The sequence below is a fragment of the Companilactobacillus nantensis DSM 16982 genome (assembly GCF_001435815.1).
GTDB classification, from domain to species: Bacteria; Bacillota; Bacilli; order Lactobacillales; family Lactobacillaceae; genus Companilactobacillus; species Companilactobacillus nantensis.
Map to the genome: position 1 here is coordinate 1 of NZ_AZFV01000004.1, position 22247 is coordinate 22247.

The following is a 22247-nucleotide window of genomic DNA, read 5'->3' on the forward strand; positions in this document are numbered from 1 at the left end:
CCATGCCGGGCGCACATAAAAAAGACACTTCTCGGTATTTTTCCGAAAAATGTCTTTTTGACTTATTTATTAACTTATATAAACCATAACGGCTTATGCGAATGATGTAGCAACACTTCCAACAACAATCAAGACGATTCCTAAAATTGTAAAAGTTAACTCACGGTGACTCTTACGTTCATGTAGCACGAAGATTCCACCGAATGTTCCGATAACTACGTTTAGTTGTGTCCAGATGAAAGCTGATGTATTTCCGTTTGCCTTAGCTGAGAAGATGTACGCAAATGCGGCAATTCCCCAAGCGATTCCGGCGATGATGTTTTGATATTGTTCTTTTTGTTTAAATGAATTCTTATCTGTAAATAAAGCATAAATGATTGAGCCTAACAAGATTCCTAACATTTCTGGTAAGAAAATACCTGTTGGACTTTCTGATTTAACGATTGGCATATTTGGAAATGATGAATAGATCCAGAAACCAACTGTTGTACACAATAGGAAGAGTGCGTCTTTTGTTTGCATCTTTTGTCCATCAGTACTGTCCGAAACTGATGTTAACAACGCACCGACAACGACGATTGCCAATGCAATAATACCGATAATTTTAGCTTGTGCTCCAGCCCAGTCACCGAAAATCAACATCCCGATTACTGAGTTACCTACTAATTGGAACACGGTTGATAGTGGAACTGTTCCCGAAACACCAATTCTCTTGAAAGAAATAAACTGACCAATTTGTCCAATTGTCCACAAAGCACCACAAAGGACTGAGAACCAAAAAGCTTGAGCACTTACGCTTGGTTGTGTAACTAAAAATGAAATCAACCCAACGATAGTAGCACCAGCACCAATACCGAACATTTGGTTAACTGGGGATCCCCCAACTTTACCAGTAATGATTGGCATGAAGCCCCAACCAAGCGCTGGAATTAAAGCAATTAAAATATTCATTATGAAACTCCTTCTTGTTTTAAACTGAATATTAGTAATAATTATTTTTTAACGTGACATATGTGATTGGAAGAAAAAACTATTTGTTTCTCATAATACAATCTCTATTATTCATGCTGAACATTATTACAATTAAATCGCCCACATAAGCCTTTTGGCACAAAAAATGTCATGACTTATCTAGACCATTTTAATAGTTTAACGCATTCTCAAAAAATTGAAAGCATTTTCTTTTAAAAAATCAAAAAAAAATGAAAGTGCATCCAAAGTCTTTCTTGACCTCAATGCTACTTTCATTATTTTCAAATTATTTTATTTTTCAACACGATTACTACTAATAATATTCAACTTATCGTCGAATTCATAAATCAATGGTTTGCCGTTTGCAACTTCCACACCATCAATATCTTGATCACTAATACCTTCAATATATTTGATCAAAGCTCTGATAGTACTACCATGAGCCACAATCAATTGATCTTTGTTATCCAACAATTCTGGTGCCACATGATCGACATAATATGGAATGATCCGTTGATACGCTTCGTACAAACTTTCTGCAACTGGCATAATACTAGACTCATAATATTTATATGGACCAACATTAGCATCAGGTTTTTTCAATGCGGGTGGTACAGAATAGAAACTTCTGCGCCATTGATGAACTTGAGCAACACCAAATTCACGTCTAGTTGCATCTTTATTTTGACCACGTAAAGCTCCGTAATGACGTTCATTTAAGCGCCAACTTTTAGTAATTGGCACGTAATTAAGATTCAAATCATCTTGGATAATATAGGCAGTAATAATAGCGCGTTGCAAAACAGATGTGTGGACATGATCGAAATAAAAGCCTTGTAGCTTCTTAGCAGCCACATGTGCTTGGACGACACCCTCTTGAGTTAAACCAACATTATTCCACCCCGTATATTGATTTAAAGCATTAGCAATACTCTCTCCATGTCTCACCATGACAAGTTTTACCATATTACGACATTCCCAACTTTCATATAGAATTACCTACTAATATTAGCACAATTCAGCTTTCTTATTAATCGATCAGGGAATTATCCAGACCTCTTGAACATTCAGCCTGTAAGGTTACGTGCGTAATATTGAACTTATCTTTTAATAATTTATCAACTTTATCATACAAGCCATCAAGCTCATTCATATTACAATTTCTCTTTACATTAATATGAGCATCCAACATGATGTGATTTTCATCAATCATCCAAACATGAACATGATGAACTTTAACAATTTCAGGGATTGTTAGAATTACGTCCTGAACGGCATCCAAATCAATTTTTGGACTAGCCTCCATCAAGATATTAATTGTTTCTGAAACGACCGTATACGCTTCTTTTAGAAGCCAAATGGCAATGACAATTGTTATAAGTGGGTCGACCCAATTCCAATTGAACAAAATGACGAAAATTGATGCGATGAAAACACCAACGGAAGATAAAGTATCCGTCAACATATGCAAAAACGTCGCTTTGATATTTAAATTATGCTTGGAACCAGCTAATAGCATCAACATTGAGACAAAATTAGCTGCTAAACCAATCAATGAAACAATCATCATCAACTTTCCATTGATATGCTGTGGCTGTGATAAGCGCCGAAATGACTCAACGACCATCATCAACGTTATCACGACTAAGACAATTGAATTAACGAAGGCTGCCAAAATTTCTGCCCGCTTGTATCCAAAAGTCTTCTTAGTATTATTTTTACGCTGACCAATCACGTTAGCTGCGTATGAAATGACAATTGAAAGTGAATCCTCAAGGTTATGGAAAGCATCTGAAATCAATCCTAAACTACCAGAGAAGAATCCTCCGACGAATTCAGTAATTGTAATTACAACATTCAATACGGTGACATAAAAGAAACGTCTACCAGTTACTTTTTCATGATCCATAGCCGTCACCTCCTCGTGTCTATCATACCAATATTTCATTTAAACAGTTAGCGGTTTGAGACGTCTCAATTTTCAACTTTCATAAAGAAAATAAAAAAAGATGGAACCCAACTGTTCCACCTTTTTAACCCTATATTGTATCCTTCTATTTAGTTGTTAGCTTAGCTACAACTTTAATGGGATGAGCTACATCAATGATATCAGAGAATCTGTTTGTAACATAATCTCTCATACCGTCACGGGCTTCTTTTTTAGAAACGTTGTGACAAATGCGCTTCTTAGCAATTGTTTGGCCTTCTTTGCTAAAGAAATTACAAGTAACTTCATAATCGCCATGATTACCAAAAAACAACATCATTGTGACCCCCTTCTATGCAAAATAACTATCTCATTAACTTCGACCAGATATTTATACCACTTTTTCAAAGTCAGTTCAACAACGTATTTTCAAATTTCTTTTTTTAAGAAAAATTAAGCATTATTTAGTTAATTAATTCCTGGTTACTAATTATGATATTATGGTCTTAACGAATTATTCACAGGGGAGTATCGTTATGAAAAGGCAAAACGGCAATGGTAGATCGCGCATGACTCGTTCGGCGCTTCGTCGTAAAAGATTACCATTTTATAAAAAAAATTCTTTCATCATTTCTAGCTTTTTAATTGTCATCGTGCTGATTGGTATATTCGTTTTTTGAAAAGCAAATTCTTCCAATAATACTGCTTCAACCCAACCATCTCACAAAGTTGAAAAAGTTAAGCCTAAGAAAGAAACTAAAAAGAAAACTGTCAAGAAAGCCAAGAAGACTACTAAAACTCCAAAAGTAACAAAAGATCAACCAGCCAAACAAGTTGAGAAACAGCCTGAGAAAAAACAAGAAGCTACCCCAATCAAAAATCCGGGTACATACAATGATTTAACTTATGATACTGATTGGTATACATTCAAAATTTCGAATGAAGTTAAGTTGATCAAAGATGCTAACGGAGATGCTGCTTTATTAGTTAAATACAACTACACTAATAAAACTAACAACAATGAAGTTCCTCAACAAGTTCAAAATAATGCTATTATGCTCAAACAAGACGGCAAACAATTAGCTGCTACAACTGCAACTGGTGACAACGCCGCAATTGTGAATAGTAGTAATAACGGGCAAGTTCAACCTGGAAAAAGTTTTGATGGTGCCCTGCTAGTTAAGGTCGGTAGCACCACTTCCGAAGTTACAATGTACTTTAAGAATATCCAAACAAATGCTTGGCTTGATAGTACTCAACCACTTAAATTAGACTAAAAAAGATGCGGCTTAGGCTGCATCTTTTTTGATTACAAAGTTTTGTAACTGAGTATGAGCAATAAATAAGGCTATCAATAAAAAAATCACTGTAACGTACAAGGAGGCTGCCGAGAAAGACATCTTACTGGCCTCTGCCATCATTTTATTTGAAAACATTGGAAACATATCACGTAAGGCATGTAAAACAATGACAATGGCAATATTATGCGTTTTGATATAAATTGTTCCAAACAAAATTCCAATTGCTGCTGCAAAAATGACTTGAGCGGAAACATAACCAATCGGCAAAGCTTTTAAATTCATCATGTGAATCAGGCCAAACATAATACTAGAGCCGACCACAGCTCCTAAGGCATTATTATGTGTCACCTTTAAAAATAGACTAATTAACAATCCACGGAAAATATATTCTTCCGCTAAACCAACTAACAGACATATAACAATTATTTTCAATTTAACTTGAAAATCAGACACGGCCAACATTGGTGAATCTAGAAAAGCAATGATAATAATTGCAGGTAAAGCTGTAAATAATTGTTTACTAACATTGTGAGCGTTAAACCAATAAACTTTTTGCTGAAAATACTTAGCATTCAAAATATAAGCTAAGAGAAAAACTACCAAGTCCCCTGCGCCTTGCCAAATACTGTTAGACGACTGTTTGGTTACAAATAATCCCATCAAACTCAAAACGACGGGAAAAATCAAACTTGCGATGATAATCTTCGTAATATTATTTTTTAATAGTTTCATGCTTACCCCTTTTCGTTTGTTTAATAACATACTGTAATAATTAAATTATATTCGATTATTGCTTGACATGAAACGCGTTCGATAAAGTATTCTATAAACGTTGAGATACAGGTTTTGTAAAAAAACACTGCATGATTCTCTTTTACAAAGCTTACCCTTCAAATAGTATTTCACATAAATTTGTTTATTTGTAAAAGTCCACTTTGTGGGCTTTTTTGCTATTTTACTTAAAAAACACTCCATAAAAAGGAGAACAAACTCGATTGAATTTGTTCTCCAAACTGTTAATTACAACTTTGAATTTAACAGTTCAACTACTTTTTGAATATCGGCAGTCGTTGTTGGAATTCCTGAGGCTTTCCACGCACAATTCAACCTAACTTCATGATGACTTGTCTTAATCACCAAATAATGAATTTTACGTGCTAATGGAACGTTCAAAGCCCCACCTAATGGATACTGTGTATTCATGATGGATTTACCATCAACAACTGAAAATTTTTTAATAGCTGAATATGGCACTGCAATCGGCTTTTCATACGATGGCATAAAAATAGCTCGAATTTTCTTTTTCCAAGTACTGTAATCATAGTAGTAAATGCCCTGATTATCGATTTTCCAATAACCATAGGAATTCGACAGATGTCTTGGATAAATCAGCATACTTTCGATAACAAAAGCCAGCACGCCACAAAGAGTCCAAATTAATGGATATTTAGGAAACATTGAGTAGACAATCGTCCCGACAACGATTCCAAAAAAAATACTGATCAACAATGGTTCGAAATTGATTTTTCTAGCAAAACTCAACCCTTTTTCCATTTTAATCACCCTATGTTTACTCTATGATCACTATAAAAATAATACTTAACGAATATTTTTACCAAAATATTGTCCTCAAACTATCCCAAATGTCATTTTTGGCATAAAAAAAGCCAGATAAATTTTTTGAAATTTACCTAGCCTTTTAAGATAAATAAGCCCGAAACTAAAATTGACAACTAATTCAAAATTAGATTAAAGAGTTTATTTATATTAATAATTAACATGTGAGCTATTATTAGCTCTTTTTATTTTTTCTGTACTTCTTTGACTTTTTAGATGGATTTCTCGTAAATGCACGTTTGATAACTTGGAAAAAACTCAACGAACGTACAATATGATCTGCCTTAATATAAACTCGAACAGCTCGTAGAACTGCTTTAGGATCTCGAGCAGAAAATGAAAAAGTTCCATTTTTCTTTGTCTCGATTGCAAATCTTGGAATCCATCTGCCACCGAACATAACTGAAACGATGACTAGTCGTACTTCGGTCCAAGGAATTTGGATGTAGTTATTGGCATCACGATCATCGTAAAATTCGAAGCCCTTATCTCCGATCATGATCTTACCGTAATCTGTCATTCCTAAGTGAGAAGTTGCATTCACGACCAAATCCGACTTCGTATTTAATGATTGAACCATTTAAACTAACCCCTTTGTCTCTATATAAAAAGTATTATACTTCTTTATCTATTATCAAAAAAGAGGCGGAACTCAATTGAGCCCACCCCATGTGAAAGTTTCGAATAATTACATAATGTGAAGTACGTGTAGGACAACACCTACAACGAACAAACCAAGAATGACAACGATTGGAGAAACTTTCTTCTTTAGTAACCACATACAGAACAATGTTAGTAGCAAAGCTGCTAATCCAGGGATCAATTGATCCAAGTTATCTTGCAATGTTGTTACTTTGTTAGCTGTCAATGATAGACCAGCTTTTTGTTGAATCAAGGCTTCCTTGATTCCTTGTGCACCGGCTGGAAGATGTGACCAGTCAATGTAAGCACCTTTATCTAGTTTAACTGATGAAACAGTTGGTGTGAACTTAACAACAACCCAACGGTTAATCAATGAACCTAGAATGAACATACCCAAAATTGAAGCACCCTTTGTGATATCTTGTAGAATACCACCAGAAAGGTCATCTGTAATCTTTGAACCAGCTTTGTAGCCAAGTTCTTGTGTGTACCACATGAAGGCCATACGAATGGCATTCCATGCTACGAAGTAAATGATAGGTCCAAGAATGTTACCTGTCATAGCAAGTGAAGCAGCTAAGGCACCAATAATTGGCTTAACAGTGAACCAGAACACAGGATCACCAATACCAGCTAGAGGACCCATCATACCAACTTTAACACCTTGAATAGTTACATCATCAATAGGTGCACCATTAGCACGTTCTTCTTCCAAAGCCATAGTAACACCAATGATAGGTGAAGCTAAGTATGGGTGACAGTTGAAGAATTCCATGTGACGCTTCAAAGCTGCGGCACGGTCTTCCTTTGTCTTATATAATTTTTTAAGTACTGGAATTAATGAATAAGTCCAGCCACCATTTTGCATACGTTCGTAATTCCATGAACCTTGAAGGAATGTTGAACGCCACCAAACGGAAATTCTATCTTTTTTAGAAATTTTTACTTGATCTGCCATGTTTGTGTGTTCCTCCCTCTTAGTAGTTATCTATTATGTCGCCGACTGGATCACCAGTGTTAGAGTTTCCTCCACCACCGTTGCCGCCGTTACCACCTGATTTAGATAATTTCAAGTAGATAAGCGCCATAGAAATACCGATAGCACCAAGACCGATAAGTGTTAATTGTGTAACTGTTGCAAGTACGAAACCAATTGCGAAGAATGGCCATACTTCTCTTGTAGCCATCATGTTGATAACCATTGCGTAACCAACAGCAACAACCATACCACCACCGATTGACAAACCATCTGACAACCAAGCAGGCATAGCATTCAACATTTCCTTAACGGGACCAGCACCAACAGCTAGAATCAATGCAGCAGGGATAGCGATACGAACACCTTGCATTGCAATAGCGATATATTGCCACATTTCAATCTTTCTAAAACTACCTTCTTCGGCAGCTCTATCCATGATGTGGACAATACCAGTTGCCAATGTACGTGCCAAAATTGTTAGTAACAATCCGGCAACAGCCAATGGAACGGCGATAGCAATAGCAGAACCGACACCGGCTTTACCTTTGCCACCAAGAACAAGAATAATAGCTGAAGCAACGGCTGCCAAAGCAGCATCAGGTGCTACGGCAGCACCGATATTAGCCCAACCTAAGGCGATCATTTGTAATGAACCACCTAGGATAAGACAAGGTAATAATTGACCTGTAACTAAGCCGATTAAAGTACAAGCGATAACTGGTTGGTGAAAATGGAATTCATCCAAAATACCTTCCATACCAGCTAAGAAAGATACAATAACGACTAAAATCATTTGAATAGCATTCAATTGCATGATTATAATCCTCCGTGTTATTTCTTACATATATATATTATTTATAAAAGTTTATTTCTCTTTGTTCAATTCATCTTGAGCTTTTTTCATGATGTTATCGAGGTTATCTTCAGAGTCTGTAGGAACTTTACGAACATCAAACTTGATGCCATCTTTTTCCATAGCCTTGTAAGTATCGATATCATTTTGATCAAAAGCCAAAACTTTATTTGGTTGAACTTTACCAACTGAGTGAGCCATTGAACCAACGTTGATTGTCTTCAATGGAACACCTCCGTCAATTGCCTTCTTAACATCTTGTGGTGTTTCGAAAAGCAATAGTGCACGTTCGCCACCAAAATGTTTGTCATCTTTGGCAAGCTTAATCATTTGATCGATTGGGACAACGTGAGCATGAACACCAACTGGTGCAGCTTGCATAATTAATTGTTTACGCAAGTCATCCTTAGCAACGTTATCTGAAACAACGATAATACGTGTAGGATTTGTTGTCTTACTCCATGCAGTAGCAACTTGACCATGCAATAGACGTGAATCAACACGAGCCAATACATATTTCATTGAACCAGGTTGACCACCCTTTGGTCCTTGTTTTGGTGCAGCAGCCTTAGGAGCTTCCTTTGGTTGTAGTGATTCTGGACGAACCTTAACACCATCTTTTGCTGTTTCAATAATGTGAGCAGCAATTTCTTGTGCTGAGTTCATTGATAGACGTGAAGCATATGCCTCAATCAACATAGGCAAGTTAAGACCGGCAACGATAGCCCATTTGTCTTTATGTGCCTCGAACAAACCATTGACTTGGTTGAATGGTGTTCCACCCCATAAATCAACTAAGAACAAAACTTGTTCTTGGTCTTCTAGGGAAGAAATAGCTTCTTCCAATTTTGCTTTAAGGTCATCAGGACCCATGCTAGGTTGCAATGTAACGGATTGAACATCTTTTTGTTCACCGAAAATCATTGAACCTGACATCTTGATGCCATCGGCAAAGTCACCATGGCTTGCAATAATAATTCCAACCATGTTTAATCCTCCTTTATTTTTATGTCATTAAAGCGCTTACTTTGACCTCCCATTTCAGGTCAATACTGACAATAAAAATAGAATAATTTCTAAATAAACCGCTTTAATAGAGCTCACCCTTCATGTGAACCCTTACATAATATCATTTTTTCAGAAAAAAAACAGCTCTTTTAACAAAAAGAACCAAATAAAAACAAAACTAAACTTTTAAAATAAATATTTTAATTCATTTTTCACGCTTCTGGTTCTTCAATCATGTCTATCGCAACGGGAAGTTTAAAAAATAGGTATTATTTAGTCAAAAGTAAATAAGTCGTTTTTTCCTTAATTACTGACACTTTGTGACGATTGAAAGTTTGCTGAATTTTTCACTATTTTCAATTACTATAGAGTTTAAGCCCTTTTATATCAGCATTTTCAATTTGGTTAAAAAAGATGATAAATTACGATAAGATTTTTTTCACATGTTACTTCTATGTAACAGCTTGTTACATATGTTTCTAAGGGTTTAAGTTTGAGAAAAATACTGTCGAACAGATCATAATTTACTGAAACTGGTAGTTACCAATTTGTATAGCCCAATTTTAGTAAAAATAAATTCTTAAGATTTTCTAAAGGAGAAAAAATGGCTAAAAAAGATCTCAGATTTCAAAGAACCGATGAGCTAATTCAATCATCTTTGATTGATTTGTTGCAAAATAAAACTTTCGAAAAAGTTACCGTCAACGACATTTGCCAAAATTCGTTGGTTGGTCGCAGTACCTTTTATCATCACTATACAGATAAGTACGAATTATTGAATCAAATGATTGCTAAGATGAGTCAGAAATTTCAAGAACTTATTAATGGGAGAAACATGCAAGTAATCGACGATACCCTCTTGATTTATTTGTATCATGAACTATACGATCAAAGACAAACATTTCTAACCCTCTTAGATATTAAATCAACTTCCAATGATCTAGCTACAAAAATTCAACGAATTTTGAAAAAAGCTAGTGAGAACCTAACATCAAAAATAAATACTGTTTTACCACTGGATTTCTTAACTGACCTTTATGCTAGTAATGCTCTAATCGCTATCACTTGGACATTAAAAAATGGCTACTCAAATGAAGTAGCCACTTTTATGAATCAATCACTAAAAAAATTAATATCCTAATTCAATTACCTGCTGTTCAACTTCCGGATCATGATTAGCGATTGCTTTAATACAGTCTGGATTATGTGCCATTTCTCTAGTCCATCCTAAAGAAGTAATGGCTTGATTACGGTTAACACAAATACCGGGTGTCAACATCTTATCCCAGGACATTTGCGAATAACCAGTATCAGCTGCCAGCAAAACATATTTACCATCATTACCCCTAATTAAAGTTGAAGTTAGCCCAACAGAATGACCTGGTGTATAAATTTGAACAACACTGCCATCACCAAATAAATCCAGTGACTTATTAAAAGGTCCAATTTTACTTTGTTCAAAATTATACGTTTCAACGTTCACTCCTGACCATTCATGTGGTAAATAAACCAATGATGGCTTGTTTGCTACTTGCCATTCGTCACGCGAAACTAAAATTCTTTTAGCATCCTTTATTAATTTCATGCCACTAGCATGGTCACAATGTAAATGACTCATTAAAACATAATCTAGGTCCGAAGGTTGATATCCTAAAGTTTCTAACCGTTCATCTATCGCCCATCCCCCTGGTAGATAACCTTTGTTAATCTGCATCTGTGGGCCTAATTCTTGCCAATTACTCTGGCGAATCGTTTTACTCCAACCTGTATCAATCAAAATCAACCCCTTGGGATGTTCAATCAAATAACTGGAAACAGGTAAAATCACTTGATTGACCTCGCTCCGAAATAATCCTGTAAAAGCTAAGGGATTACGATAAAGTCCATGATATGGTAATGATCGATCAACTTTTACCAATCCAGTATGTAATACATGAATTCTAATTTTATTCGACATAAGAAAACCTCCAGTTATTCATCTCAATTGCAGATATATCATAACTGGAGGTTTATTTAATTAATAGAATCAATTTGGCACTGATTGTAGCTTACGCCACTAAATATCAATTTTTGTGTATTATTGTAAAAATCCATCAACTTTTTCACGAATGCATTTTGATGTTAATAATTTTTAGCTTGTCTTATTATTCGAAAAAAACATCAAGCTGGAATGGATTAAAAAAAAGCCACGCTAAACTTTAAATTAAAGATTTAGCGTGGCATTTTATTTTGGTCCTCTAACTGAATTTTAGCGGGAACCAAATTTTTCTACCATATTATTCTGCTAATGGTTTCATTTCAATCATCTTACCTGTTAAACCAACTTCAACGCCAATAGCAATCTTATCTTTACGACTAGGATCAACTAATTGGAACTTGTTTTGTTTAACAATACGTTTGTTAGTGCTCTTGAATCCTGCTGGCAACTCTTCATTAGTACCCTTAATCAACATAACAATAATTGAAAAGCCTGAATCGTGAACCTTGATTGGTGCATAGTGTAATGTTGAGCTATAAAATTCAACTACAGTACCTGCTGGAACAAAGAATGTTTGTCCATCGTCGGCTGGGCTATATGAACCTTTAGTATCAAGTATTGAACGTTGGCCTAAAACCATGATGACATCAGTCAACATAATATTAGTTTCACTACCTTGGTGATATTCGATAGCTGAAAAATTAGTTGATTGACCAGTACATTCGCCCGCTTCAATAGGCATGTTGGCATAAATATCCTTGCCCATTTCTTGAATAGCAGGAATTGCCTCTAGTCCTTTATTTGATGGAGTGTAAAAATTGGCTGGACTTGAAATCTTAACATTCTTATCCATATAGTCAGTTACTTCACTAATATCATAGTTTGTATAAACTTTACCGTACTTCTTGAAATCTGGATCATCAATTGAGAGGATCTTATATTCTGGATTTAATTTTTGAAATTCTTCTAATGAACTCATGCTGTTCCCCCATGTTTACTATTGTTTATTTCAAACATAATCTAACAGTTGAAAGCGTTTTAGTCAATAGTTATGTAAATACTTGTAGCTTTTTTCACAATAAACCAAGTATAATGATGAAGTAGAAAACTTAAGGAGAAAACACTATGAAAGTTATTATTGCAGGTGCGGGTGCTATGGGTAGCCGCTTCGGAATTATGCTTCACCAAGGTGGCAACGACGTTACTCTAGTCGACGGTTGGCCAGATCACGTCAACGCCATTAGAAACAACGGTCTAAAAGCTAATTTGAACGGTGAAGATATCACAGTTAATATCCCCGTTATGCTTCAATCAGAAATCAAGGCGGATGAAAAAGCTGATTTAATTATTTTATTCACTAAATCAATGCAACTAGACAAAATGCTCCAAGATGTTAAACCATTGATTTCTGATAATACAAAAATCCTTTGTCTCTTGAATGGTATCGGTCACGAAGATACCATCGAAAAATACATCCCAATGGAAAATATCTTCATTGGTAATACGATGTGGACTGCCGGTTTAGTTGGACCTGGACAAGTTAAACTATTCGGTAATGGTTCAGTTGAACTACAAAATCTTGGTCAAGACCAAGAGTCAGCTGCACAAGATTTAGCTAAAGTTCTTTCAGATTCTGGTTTAAATGCCAAATATTCTGACAATATTCACTACTCTATTTACCGTAAAGCTTGTGTCAACGGAACAATGAACTGTCTATGTTCAATTCTTGACGTCAACATGGCTGAATTTGGTGCAACTAAACCAGCTCACGATATCGTTGTAACTGTTGTAAACGAATTTGCAGCCGTTGCTCATGCTGAAGGTGTCGATTTAGATGTCAAAGAAGTCGTTGAACACGTTGAATCATGCTTTGATCCAGAAACAATTGGCAAACATTATCCATCAATGTATCAAGATTTGATTAACAACCATCGTCTAACAGAAATTGATTACATCAATGGTGCCGTTTCACGTAAAGGTAAAAAATATAATATTGCCACACCATACTGTGATTTATTAACGCAATTAATTCACTGTAAGGAAGATATTCTAGGCGCTAAATAATTAAATTACAGGAGATTCCCCTATGAAAGACAAACTAACAGCTAAGGTTTTCCTTAACAAAGTTTTATCAGGAACAGCTACTGGTATTATTATCGGTCTGATTCCGAACGCTGTTCTAGCCGCTATCTTAAAAATCTTTGGAGACAATCCCTTTGCCATAGCCATTGGTCAAATGGCAATTATTTTCCAACTAGGAACACCACTTTTAATTGGTGCCCTAATTGCCCTACAATTTGGTTTTAAACCAATGCCTATGATGGTCGTTGGTGGAGCTGCCTTCGTTGGTTCAGGAGTAATCAAATTCAACGAAAAAGCTCAAGCATATATCGGTGCTGGTACTGGTGATATCATCAACACCATGTTAACTGCCGCTATTGCTGTAGGAATGATTTTATTGATTGGTGAAAAATTTGGTTCCGTAGCAATTGTTTTAACACCAATCGTCGTCGGTGTCGGTGCCGGATTAATTGGTTTCTACCTCTACCCATTTGTCACTGACATCACTAAGGCTATCGGTGATGGAATCAACTCCTTCACAGCCCTCCAACCAATCTTAATGTGTATCTTGATTAGTTGTGCATTCGCCACATTGATTATTTCTCCTATTTCCACCGTAGCAATCGGTATGGCAATTCAATTAAACGGAATTTCAGCCGGTGCCGCTGCCATGGGTGTTGCCGCTACAACAATCGTTCTAGTTGTTAACTCATGGAAAATCAACAAACCTGGTGTTACCATTGCGATTGCCTTAGGTGCGATGAAGATGATGATGCCAAATCTCTTTAGAAAACCAATCATCCTAGTACCATGCTTAATCACAGCCACAATCTCAGCCATTCCAGTCGCATTGTTCAGTATTTCCGGAACACCTGCTTCAGCTGGATTTGGGCTAGTAGGTTTAGTTGGACCATTAGCTTCATTGGAAGCAGGTTTAAATATCATCTTACTATTGATCAGTTGGCTAATCGTTCCAATCGTAGTTGCTATTGCACTACAATTCTTACTTGAAAAAGTTTTACACTTATATAATAGAAAAGACGTCTTTGAATTCTTAGGCTAATCTTGAGGTTAGCCTTCGAGCATTAAGACAAATAAAACAAGCAATCCAACTTCGGACTGCTTGTTTTTTGCTTTAATTGGAAGAGTTTATCCATCCTTTTTTAGATTCTATTCTAATTAGATTTCAAATGATTTAGGACTTAATTATGTCATGCTAAAAATAACTAATACACTAGCCTCTGGGTGCAAGAATTGTTGGCAGCAGTGCAGGTGGCGTTAGAGCTTTAGCTCTTACACCACGGGACGAGTTTTGAAATTCGCGTTCTTTGCGAAGTTCAAAATCGAGGTTCGAGACCGCATTTTGGCTCGAACCGGTCCTCACAGCGCCAACAATTCTTGCACCCAAAGGCGGCTCAAATTCAAAAAAGAACCAATAAAAGAGCACTGGAAAATTCCAGTGCTCTTAAGTGATTTATGAAGGGTGAAATACTTATTTGGTTGTTACTTTAACAACTTCGGTATCTAATTTAACATCCTTGTCCAAGACATTATATTTCATGTAGGCAACACTAGGCATGTTAGTTACAATCACCATCATGTCAGTCTTCTTGCCTGCTTGCTTGATTTTATCCAAATCTACTTGTGCCAATTGGTCACCATGTTTAATTGTTTGGCCTTCTTTGACCTTCAAATCAAATGGTTCACCTTTTAATTGAACAGTATCAATTCCCATGTGTACCAAGACTTCCAAGCCATTGTCAGTCTTAATGCCCATAGCATGTTTCGTTGGAAAAATCGTAGTAATCGTTCCGTCAACTGGTGCAGTAATTTTACCATCAATTGGCACAACGGCATAACCATCACCGAGCATCTTTTGAGCAAAAGTAGGATCAGACACTTGTTCAATATCTTCCAAGTGTCCATTAGCAACACTATAAAAGACATCTGTTTCCCCAGCTTTGACATCGCTGACAGGTTCTGCTTTTGTTTCTGGCTTATCATCAGTTGTCTTGGAAGCTGTTACAGCAACGTTATTAGCATAAAGCTCCTTTAATGCGTCTGCAACAAATTGCACTTCCGTACCGACAACGATGTGAATATTAACTTTATCCAAAACATTTACACCAGCAACACCGGCACTCATAATTTGGGATTTGTTAATCTTACCCGTATCTTTCAATTGCAAACGTAAACGCGTCGTACAATTATCAATCACACTAATATTATCGTGACCGCCGATACCAGCGTAAACTTTTTTAGCCATAATCATGTACTTATCATCAGTCTTAGAAGTTGAAACTTCCTCAACTGGTGCATCATCAGCTTCAATTGGTTCACGACCTGGAGTTAATAAGTTAAACTTCTTAATTGCAAAGTCGAAACCAAAGTAATAAATAACTGCCATAACTAAACCTTGAACTAACAACATATAAGGTTTGTTAGCAATTGGCATGTGGAAACTCAAAATATAATCGACTAAACCTGCACTAAACGTAAATCCAGCCGTCCAATGCATGAATGCTGCAAAGGCCATTGATAAACCAGTAAAAACAGCATGAATCACATAAAGTGGCCATGCGACGAACATAAATGAGAACTCTAGTGGTTCAGTAACACCTGTAAAGAATGAAGCAAAAGCTCCAGCTAACATTAAACCAGCTGTCGTCTTTTTACGTTCTGGTAAAGCATTTTTATAAATTGCTAAAGCACCTGCTGGTAAGCCAAACATCATAACTGGGAAATAACCAGCTAAATACATCCCGGTAACACCTTTAGTACCCTTGTTAGCCCAGAAATTACCGATATCATTAATACCAGCAATATTGAATTCAAAGACTTGGTTCAAAGCTTGATGCAAACCAGTTGGAATCAACAAACGATTGAAGAATCCAAAGAGACCAGCTCCAATCCAACCTAAGTTAACAATAAATTTACCAAAGGTAATTAAGGCACCATATAAAACGGGCCATATAAATAACAAAATAACTGATAAAACTAACATTACTAATGTAGCCAAAATTGGTACTAAACGTTTACCACTAAAAAATGACAAGGCCATTGGTAATTTAGTTTCGTGAAAACGGTCAAATAAAGCCGCTGCAATCAATCCAGCAACGATACCGATAAAGACATTTCCGGCAATCGCATTAAAAGCTGGATCAACCTGACTAACTTTAATACCCTTTAATAAAGCAACTTGATTTGGTGCTAAAACATAAGTTGGAACAATATAAGCCACGACACCAGCCATAGCGGCAGCACCATCTTTAACTTTTGCCATCCCAACTGATAAGCCAATTGCAAATAACAATGCTAATTGACTAAGAATAGCCGTCCCACCGACTTGTAAGAATTGTGACAATCCCCAACTTTGTGGCAACCAATGACCGATACCTTCAAGTAACGCTGCAGCTGGCAAAACAGCTACTGGTAATTGAAGTGATCGACCCATTCTTTGAAGATAGGTTTTCATTTTCCTATTTTCCTCCCTCAAATTAGAATAAGTTTCTAACGATTCCAATCATACTGGTATACATAGAGGATATCAATGACTTTATTAATATTTATCTACCATGTAAGGTAGTTAAACGTTTTCAGCATGCAATTGGACTAGATTGATTTGCAATTGGTATATTCCGAAGGTGGAATTTACATCAAGTTATATATATCTAAAGCTTGAGAGTTCCAGATAGCCCTTAAATCTCGGTAATATAACAACTTGGAATAAAAGCAACGAATAAACTAGCCGGAGGGAACAAGAACTTAGGTCGCTGTGAAGGTGGCGTTAGGACTTTAGTCCTTACACCACGGGACGAGTTTTGAAACTCGCGTCTTTTGCGAGGTTCAAAATCGAGCTTCGAGACCGCCTTTCGGCTCGAAGCGGTCCCCATAGCGACCTAAGTTTCTTGTTCCCGGAGGCGGAATATCACCATTACCACTGCCTATTTAAATAACATCACATACGAAAAACTAATAGTTACTCTAACATTGACATTATGTATATACCCTGATATATTTATATCTACACATAATTTAAGGAGTGAACTTTAACTGAAAACGAATCTTATATATTTCTTGCATCGAATTCGGAGCTGAGTGTCTGCACATTACTTTTCATAGCAATGCGCTTTTTTTAACTCTAAAAACACACGAGGAGATGTCAATGAAACCTAAACCCTATCAGATAGGATTTAAAGCTTTACAAGAAACATATAACACAAATGAATTTAAAGAAGGACTTTCTACAAAAGAAGCTCAAAAACGTTTGAGTGAAAATGGTCCTAACAAATTAGAGGCTCATAAAACGCCGAAATGGAAAATCTTTTTCCGTCAATTTAATAACATGGTGATCTACGTCTTAATTGCCGCGACGATTATCACACTATTAATGCAACATTATTCCGATGCCATCATCATTTTCTTGGTTGTTATTATCAATGCCATTATTGGTTACTATCAAGAATCAAATGCTTCAGATGCTTTGGATAAAATCAAACAGATGTTGTCGATTGAAGCAACCGTCTACCGTGATGGTCAAAGAAAAGACATCCCTGCTGAGGACTTAGTCGTTGGGGATACCGTCTTCTTAGAAGCTGGTGATAATGTCCCTGCCGACTTAAGAATTATTGATTCCGATAATTTACGTATTCAAGAGTCAGCTCTAACTGGTGAATCCAATTCAGTTGCTAAAATTGCTGATGCTTTCACAGATGAGATGCCTTTAGCTGAACAAACTAACATGGCTTTTGCTTCAACCGCTGTAACTAACGGTAGTGGTAGTGGTGTTGTCGTCGCAACTGCTAAAGATACTGAGATTGGTAAAATTTCTGCTGAAGTTAGTTCTGTCAAACAACGTAAGACACCATTGATGCAAATCATTGATAGTTTAGGAACAAACGTTTCTTACTTTATCGTGGCTGCCTCAATCGTTATTTTCATTATTGGCTTGATTTTTGGAACTTACTCATTACCAGTACTTTCCCTAGCAGTTGTAGCAATGATGGTTGGTGCCATTCCTGAAGGTATGCCCGCTACTACTTCGGTTATTTTAGCCAAAGGTGTTAGTGACATGGCTAAACGTCAAAATACAATTGTCAAAACTTTACCCGCAGTTGAAACGTTAGGATCAGTCGACGTTGTGGCAACTGATAAAACTGGTACCTTAACTAAGAACGAAATGACCGTTACCGATATTTTGATTGATGATCAAGAATATCAAGTAACAGGAACTGGTTATGAACCCGTTGGTAAAATTGTTCAAAATGGAAAAACAGTCGAAATTTCCGAACGATTAAAATTATTTTTAGAAGCTGGCTATCAAGCTAACGATACAACCTTAGTGCATGAGAATAATCAATGGATCATTAATGGTGAACCAACTGATGGTGCCTTTTTGACGCTCTACCACAAGGTTTTTCCTTATGGACAAACGAGCACTTATCAAGAAGTTGATATTTTACCATTCGATTCAGACTACCGTTATATCGGTAAAATCGTCCAAGATGCTGATAATAATCGTTTATTATTCGTCAAAGGCTCACCTGATAAATTATTGGAAATGGCCCAAAAACAAGATAACAACTTTAATTACGATTATTGGTTGCAAAAAGTTCAACAATTCTCAGCCGAAGGTAAACGTGTCATTGCCGTTGGTTACGAAAAAGCACCTAACGATGCCGACGAAGTAACTCACGAAATGATTGTCGACGGTCTGAACTTCTTAGGCTTAGTTGCCATTATTGACCCACCACGTGAAGAAGTTATTGAATCATTGAAAGTCATGCGTGGTGCTGGTGTTGAAGTCAAAATGATCACTGGTGACAATGCCATAACTGCTAAATCGATTGGTGAAAAGCTTGGTTTAGCTGATGAAATTCACGCTATTACTGGACCAGAATGGGACGCCCTTTCTGCCGCCGATAAGATTGTTGCCGCTGATAAGAACCAAGTCTTTGCACGAACAACCCCTAGCAATAAGTTAGAAATTATTGAAGCTTTACAAGAAAATAACAAAGTTACTGCCATGACCGGTGACGGTGTTAACGATGCCCCAGCTTTAAAACGTGCCGATATTGGTGTTGCCATGGGTATTAAGGGAACTGACGTTGCAAAAGATTCCGCTGACATGATTTTAACTGACGACAACTTTGCAACAATGTCATCAGCCATTAAAGAAGGTCGTCGAATCTTCGATAATATTAAGAAAAGTATCCTCTACTTGCTGCCAATCTCCTTTTCGGAAGGTTTGATTGTGGCCTATGCTATCTTGACTAAGCAAGAGATTCCATTACAGCCGAGTCAATTGCTCTGGATCAACATGGTTTCTGCCATTACGATTCAGTTTGCATTAATCTTCGAACCAGCTGAAGATGGCATCATGAATCGAGCACCAAGGAAAACCGGTAGTAAATTAATGAACCGCCACGATATTTTCCAAATGACTTACGTTGCTATTTTAATTGCTGCCGTTAGTCTTATCATCGACATCTATTTGAATAAACAAGGTGTTGGTGAAGTGATTTCAAGTACGACGATGGTTAATACTTTGATCATTGGTAAAATTTTCTACTTATTCAATATCAGAACACCGAAACTAGCACTTTCCAAAGAACTCTTCTCTAATCCTAAAGCCTTCGTTTTCGTTGGTTTAATGATTCTACTTCAACTTATCCTGACATATGTTCCATTTATGCAAGGGATTTTCTACACTGGATCAATCGGATTAACTGAGTGGGGTCTGGCAATTGCTGCCGGTGCTATCGTCTTGGTCATCACTGAAATTGATAAATTGATTCGTTTACAAATGAATCGATAATCTAAAAAAAACAAAATAAAGACACGTCCGTAATGTAATTTTACGAACGTGTCTTTTTATTTTCCTGAAACTAATGGGTAGTCATTATCTAATACATAACCAAAGCCACGGACCGTTTTAATACAATCTTGTGACTCTGATCTCTCAGCTAATTTATCTCGCAAATGACTAATATGAATATCAATTGTTCGACTGGAACCGGCTGAATCATAACCCCAAACACCTTCTAACAATTGATCTCGACTCATGACCTTGCCTCGATGTTGGACTAAATACCAAAATAAACTAAATTCCTTAGGTGTCAGCCCTAAATCATAACCATTGTGTGTTACTCGATAATGCTTAAAATCAATCACAATATCGTTAAATTTTACTGTTTCATTTTTTAATTCTTTGTGTGAGCTTTTCGGAACATCTTTCGTAATTGAAAAACGATCATACACCCAAAATAGTTGTTTGACTTTGGCAACTAATTCCGGATATTCAAATGGTTTCGTGATAAAACTGTCGATGTTGATGTTATAAAACAATGAACGACGTTTCTTTTCTTTAGCTGGCGCCAAAACAATGATAGGACCAGAAATTTTACTGCGTATTGCTTTTAAAATCTTCAATGATTGATGTAAGTCAGTAATCGAAAAATCCCAGAGTAATCCAGCAATATCTTCTTTTTCTACTAATTTTTCAACTTCTTTTGGATCAGTTATATTTCGAATAAACCAACCTTGATTATTGAAATATCCATTAATTTCAATAAAGAGCGGTAATTTATTGCTTAGCAATACTAGCGGTTGCATGTGCATTACTTCCTTCCTGTCATTTAATATTGCAAGGGCAAAAACTATTACAATATTAAAATTCAAGGCATCCTTGCTAACAGATTTCTTGAAATAAACAATAACTATAGCCAAATTATATTTTGATTATAACAATGTAAAGAATGGCGGTCATTCATATCGCCCGAATCGTCCATTGTCTTTCAATATATACAAATATAAATCCAATAATAATTAGCCATCCCTTAATTCCCCTGCGTTTTTCAGTCTACAAAGTAAATGTATATTTTTTTGACAACTTTACAAAAACTTTACATTAAATAAACATTATTTATACACGTCACAGCTATCTTTATAAGTGTTCACTAAAAGATTTCATCAATTTGAATTTGAATAGGGGTTTTAGAAATGAAAAAGAAAACTATTATTTCACTAGTTTTAGGTTTCGCCGCATTGATGTTGGTTCTAACTGGTTGTGGAAATAACAGCAGTAAGAGTAGTACTTCATCAAAAGATTCCAGCAGTGAAGCTTCGGGCAAGATTACAGCAGTTGGTTCAACAGCTTTACAACCACTTGTAGAAAAAGCTGCAACTAACTTCCAAAAGAAGAACAGCAAAGTTAATATCACCGTTCAAGGTGGTGGTTCTGGTACAGGTTTAAGCCAAGTCCAAGACAAGTCAGTTACTATTGGTAACTCAGATATTTTTGCTGAAGAAAAGCAAGGTATCGATTCTAAGAAATTAGTTGATCACAAGGTTGCCGTTGTTGGTATGGCACCAGTTGTTAACAAAGATGCTGATGTTAAGAACCTCTCAATGGAACAAGTAAAACAAATCTTTACTGGTAAGATTACAAACTGGAAAGAAGTTGGCGGTAAAGACGAAAAGATTACCGTTGTTAACCGTGCTAAAGGTAGTGGTACACGTGCCACTTTCGAAGCAGCCGTTCTTAAAGGTGAAGAAGCCGTTAAGTCACAAGAACAAGATTCAAATGGTACCGTTCAAAAAATCGTTGAAAGCACACCAGGTGCTGTAAGTTACCTTGCATTCTCATACATTAATGACAAGATTCAAGCAATCTCAATCGATAACGTAAAACCTACTGACGAGAACGTTGAATCTGACAAGTGGAAGATCTGGTCATATGAACACATGTACACTAACGGTAAAGCCGACAGTGCAACTACTAAGTTCCTTGACTACATGAATTCTAAAGATGTTCAAGACTCATTAGTTAAAGACATGGGTTACATCAGTATCCACAATATGAAAGTTCAAAAAGATTCAAAAGGAACAGTTAGTTCAAAATAAATAAT

The 22247-nt window shown here is 36.3% G+C and carries 20 protein-coding genes; 6 read left to right on the top strand and 14 right to left on the bottom strand.

The genetic code is table 11. The features are described from left to right. Window positions 1–93 precede the first annotated feature (93 nt). The 4 genes from FD31_RS02320 to FD31_RS02335 all read right to left on the bottom strand — a co-directional run bounded on the left by FD31_RS02320 (window position 94) and on the right by FD31_RS02335 (window position 3239). Window positions 94–951, bottom strand: a complete 858-nt coding sequence (locus tag FD31_RS02320) for a GRP family sugar transporter (RefSeq protein ID WP_057891165.1) — start codon at window positions 949–951, stop codon at window positions 94–96. 312 nt (window positions 952–1263) lie between these two features. Then, window positions 1264–1938 (bottom strand): 2,3-bisphosphoglycerate-dependent phosphoglycerate mutase, encoded by a 675-nt coding sequence (locus tag FD31_RS02325; protein WP_057891166.1) that lies wholly within the window; start codon window positions 1936–1938, stop codon window positions 1264–1266. A 64-nt stretch (window positions 1939–2002) separates the two neighbouring features. After that, the gene (locus FD31_RS02330; protein WP_057891167.1) at window positions 2003–2881 is read right to left on the bottom strand and encodes a cation diffusion facilitator family transporter; all 879 of its coding nucleotides are present in this window, start codon (window positions 2879–2881) and stop codon (window positions 2003–2005) included. A gap of 145 nt (window positions 2882–3026) precedes the next feature. Further along, the gene (locus tag FD31_RS02335) at window positions 3027–3239 is read right to left on the bottom strand and encodes a hypothetical protein (RefSeq protein ID WP_232230838.1); all 213 of its coding nucleotides are present in this window, start codon (window positions 3237–3239) and stop codon (window positions 3027–3029) included. A gap of 532 nt (window positions 3240–3771) precedes the next feature. Here FD31_RS02335 and FD31_RS02340 point away from each other — a divergent pair. Then, complete coding sequence (locus tag FD31_RS02340) at window positions 3772–4176, top strand: DUF5067 domain-containing protein (protein ID WP_083483566.1); 405 nt, start codon at window positions 3772–3774, stop codon at window positions 4174–4176. Window positions 4177–4188: 12 nt separating this feature from the next. On the opposite strand, the gene FD31_RS02345 is transcribed toward FD31_RS02340, so the two are convergent. The 6 genes from FD31_RS02345 to FD31_RS02370 all read right to left on the bottom strand — a co-directional run bounded on the left by FD31_RS02345 (window position 4189) and on the right by FD31_RS02370 (window position 9278). Beyond that, window positions 4189–4932, bottom strand: coding sequence for a CPBP family intramembrane glutamic endopeptidase (locus tag FD31_RS02345; RefSeq protein WP_057891169.1), 744 nt, complete (start codon window positions 4930–4932; stop codon window positions 4189–4191). 288 nt (window positions 4933–5220) lie between these two features. Further along, the gene (locus FD31_RS02350; RefSeq protein ID WP_057891170.1) at window positions 5221–5754 is read right to left on the bottom strand and encodes a hypothetical protein; all 534 of its coding nucleotides are present in this window, start codon (window positions 5752–5754) and stop codon (window positions 5221–5223) included. 238 nt (window positions 5755–5992) lie between these two features. Then, window positions 5993–6397, bottom strand: coding sequence for a DUF956 family protein (locus FD31_RS02355; RefSeq protein ID WP_057891171.1), 405 nt, complete (start codon window positions 6395–6397; stop codon window positions 5993–5995). Window positions 6398–6505: 108 nt separating this feature from the next. After that, on the bottom strand, window positions 6506–7417 hold the full coding sequence (locus FD31_RS02360) for a PTS system mannose/fructose/sorbose family transporter subunit IID (protein WP_057891172.1): 912 nt from the start codon (window positions 7415–7417) through the stop codon (window positions 6506–6508). A 19-nt stretch (window positions 7418–7436) separates the two neighbouring features. Continuing rightward, the gene (locus tag FD31_RS02365; protein WP_057891173.1) at window positions 7437–8252 is read right to left on the bottom strand and encodes a PTS mannose/fructose/sorbose transporter subunit IIC; all 816 of its coding nucleotides are present in this window, start codon (window positions 8250–8252) and stop codon (window positions 7437–7439) included. A 51-nt stretch (window positions 8253–8303) separates the two neighbouring features. After that, window positions 8304–9278, bottom strand: coding sequence for a PTS sugar transporter subunit IIB (locus tag FD31_RS02370; protein ID WP_057891174.1), 975 nt, complete (start codon window positions 9276–9278; stop codon window positions 8304–8306). A gap of 625 nt (window positions 9279–9903) precedes the next feature. On the opposite strand from FD31_RS02370, the gene FD31_RS02375 reads away from it, so the two are divergent. Then, complete coding sequence (locus tag FD31_RS02375; protein WP_057891175.1) at window positions 9904–10440, top strand: TetR/AcrR family transcriptional regulator; 537 nt, start codon at window positions 9904–9906, stop codon at window positions 10438–10440. Here FD31_RS02375 and FD31_RS02380 read toward each other — a convergent pair. After that, a complete protein-coding gene (locus FD31_RS02380; protein ID WP_057891176.1) occupies window positions 10429–11256 on the bottom strand; it encodes an N-acyl homoserine lactonase family protein in 828 nt (275 codons plus the stop codon). The two genes, FD31_RS02375 and FD31_RS02380, sit on opposite strands and share 12 nt — an antisense overlap. A 319-nt stretch (window positions 11257–11575) precedes the next feature. Then, entirely contained in the window at window positions 11576–12256 is a 681-nt protein-coding gene (locus FD31_RS02385; RefSeq protein WP_057891177.1) for a DUF4867 family protein, read from the bottom strand. 146 nt (window positions 12257–12402) lie between these two features. Between FD31_RS02385 and FD31_RS02390 the strand changes: the two genes are divergently transcribed. Beyond that, complete coding sequence (locus FD31_RS02390; RefSeq protein ID WP_057891178.1) at window positions 12403–13341, top strand: 2-dehydropantoate 2-reductase; 939 nt, start codon at window positions 12403–12405, stop codon at window positions 13339–13341. 22 nt (window positions 13342–13363) lie between these two features. Next, the gene (locus tag FD31_RS02395) at window positions 13364–14401 is read left to right on the top strand and encodes a PTS sugar transporter subunit IIC (RefSeq protein WP_057891179.1); all 1038 of its coding nucleotides are present in this window, start codon (window positions 13364–13366) and stop codon (window positions 14399–14401) included. A 429-nt stretch (window positions 14402–14830) separates the two neighbouring features. On the opposite strand, the gene nagE is transcribed toward FD31_RS02395, so the two are convergent. Continuing rightward, window positions 14831–16813, bottom strand: coding sequence for an N-acetylglucosamine-specific PTS transporter subunit IIBC (gene nagE / locus FD31_RS02400; RefSeq protein WP_057891180.1), 1983 nt, complete (start codon window positions 16811–16813; stop codon window positions 14831–14833). A 690-nt stretch (window positions 16814–17503) separates the two neighbouring features. Here nagE and FD31_RS02405 point away from each other — a divergent pair. Then, window positions 17504–20155 carry an HAD-IC family P-type ATPase gene (locus FD31_RS02405; RefSeq protein WP_057891181.1) on the top strand — a complete coding sequence of 884 codons (2652 nt, stop codon included), beginning with the start codon at window positions 17504–17506 and terminating at the stop codon, window positions 20153–20155. A gap of 56 nt (window positions 20156–20211) precedes the next feature. Here the strand turns inward: FD31_RS02405 and FD31_RS02410 are convergent, their stop codons facing one another. Beyond that, complete coding sequence (locus FD31_RS02410; protein WP_057891182.1) at window positions 20212–20952, bottom strand: response regulator transcription factor; 741 nt, start codon at window positions 20950–20952, stop codon at window positions 20212–20214. A gap of 387 nt (window positions 20953–21339) precedes the next feature. Between FD31_RS02410 and FD31_RS02415 the strand changes: the two genes are divergently transcribed. Beyond that, window positions 21340–22242 (top strand): phosphate ABC transporter substrate-binding protein PstS family protein, encoded by a 903-nt coding sequence (locus tag FD31_RS02415; protein ID WP_057891183.1) that lies wholly within the window; start codon window positions 21340–21342, stop codon window positions 22240–22242. The last annotated feature ends 5 nt before the right edge of the window (window positions 22243–22247 follow it).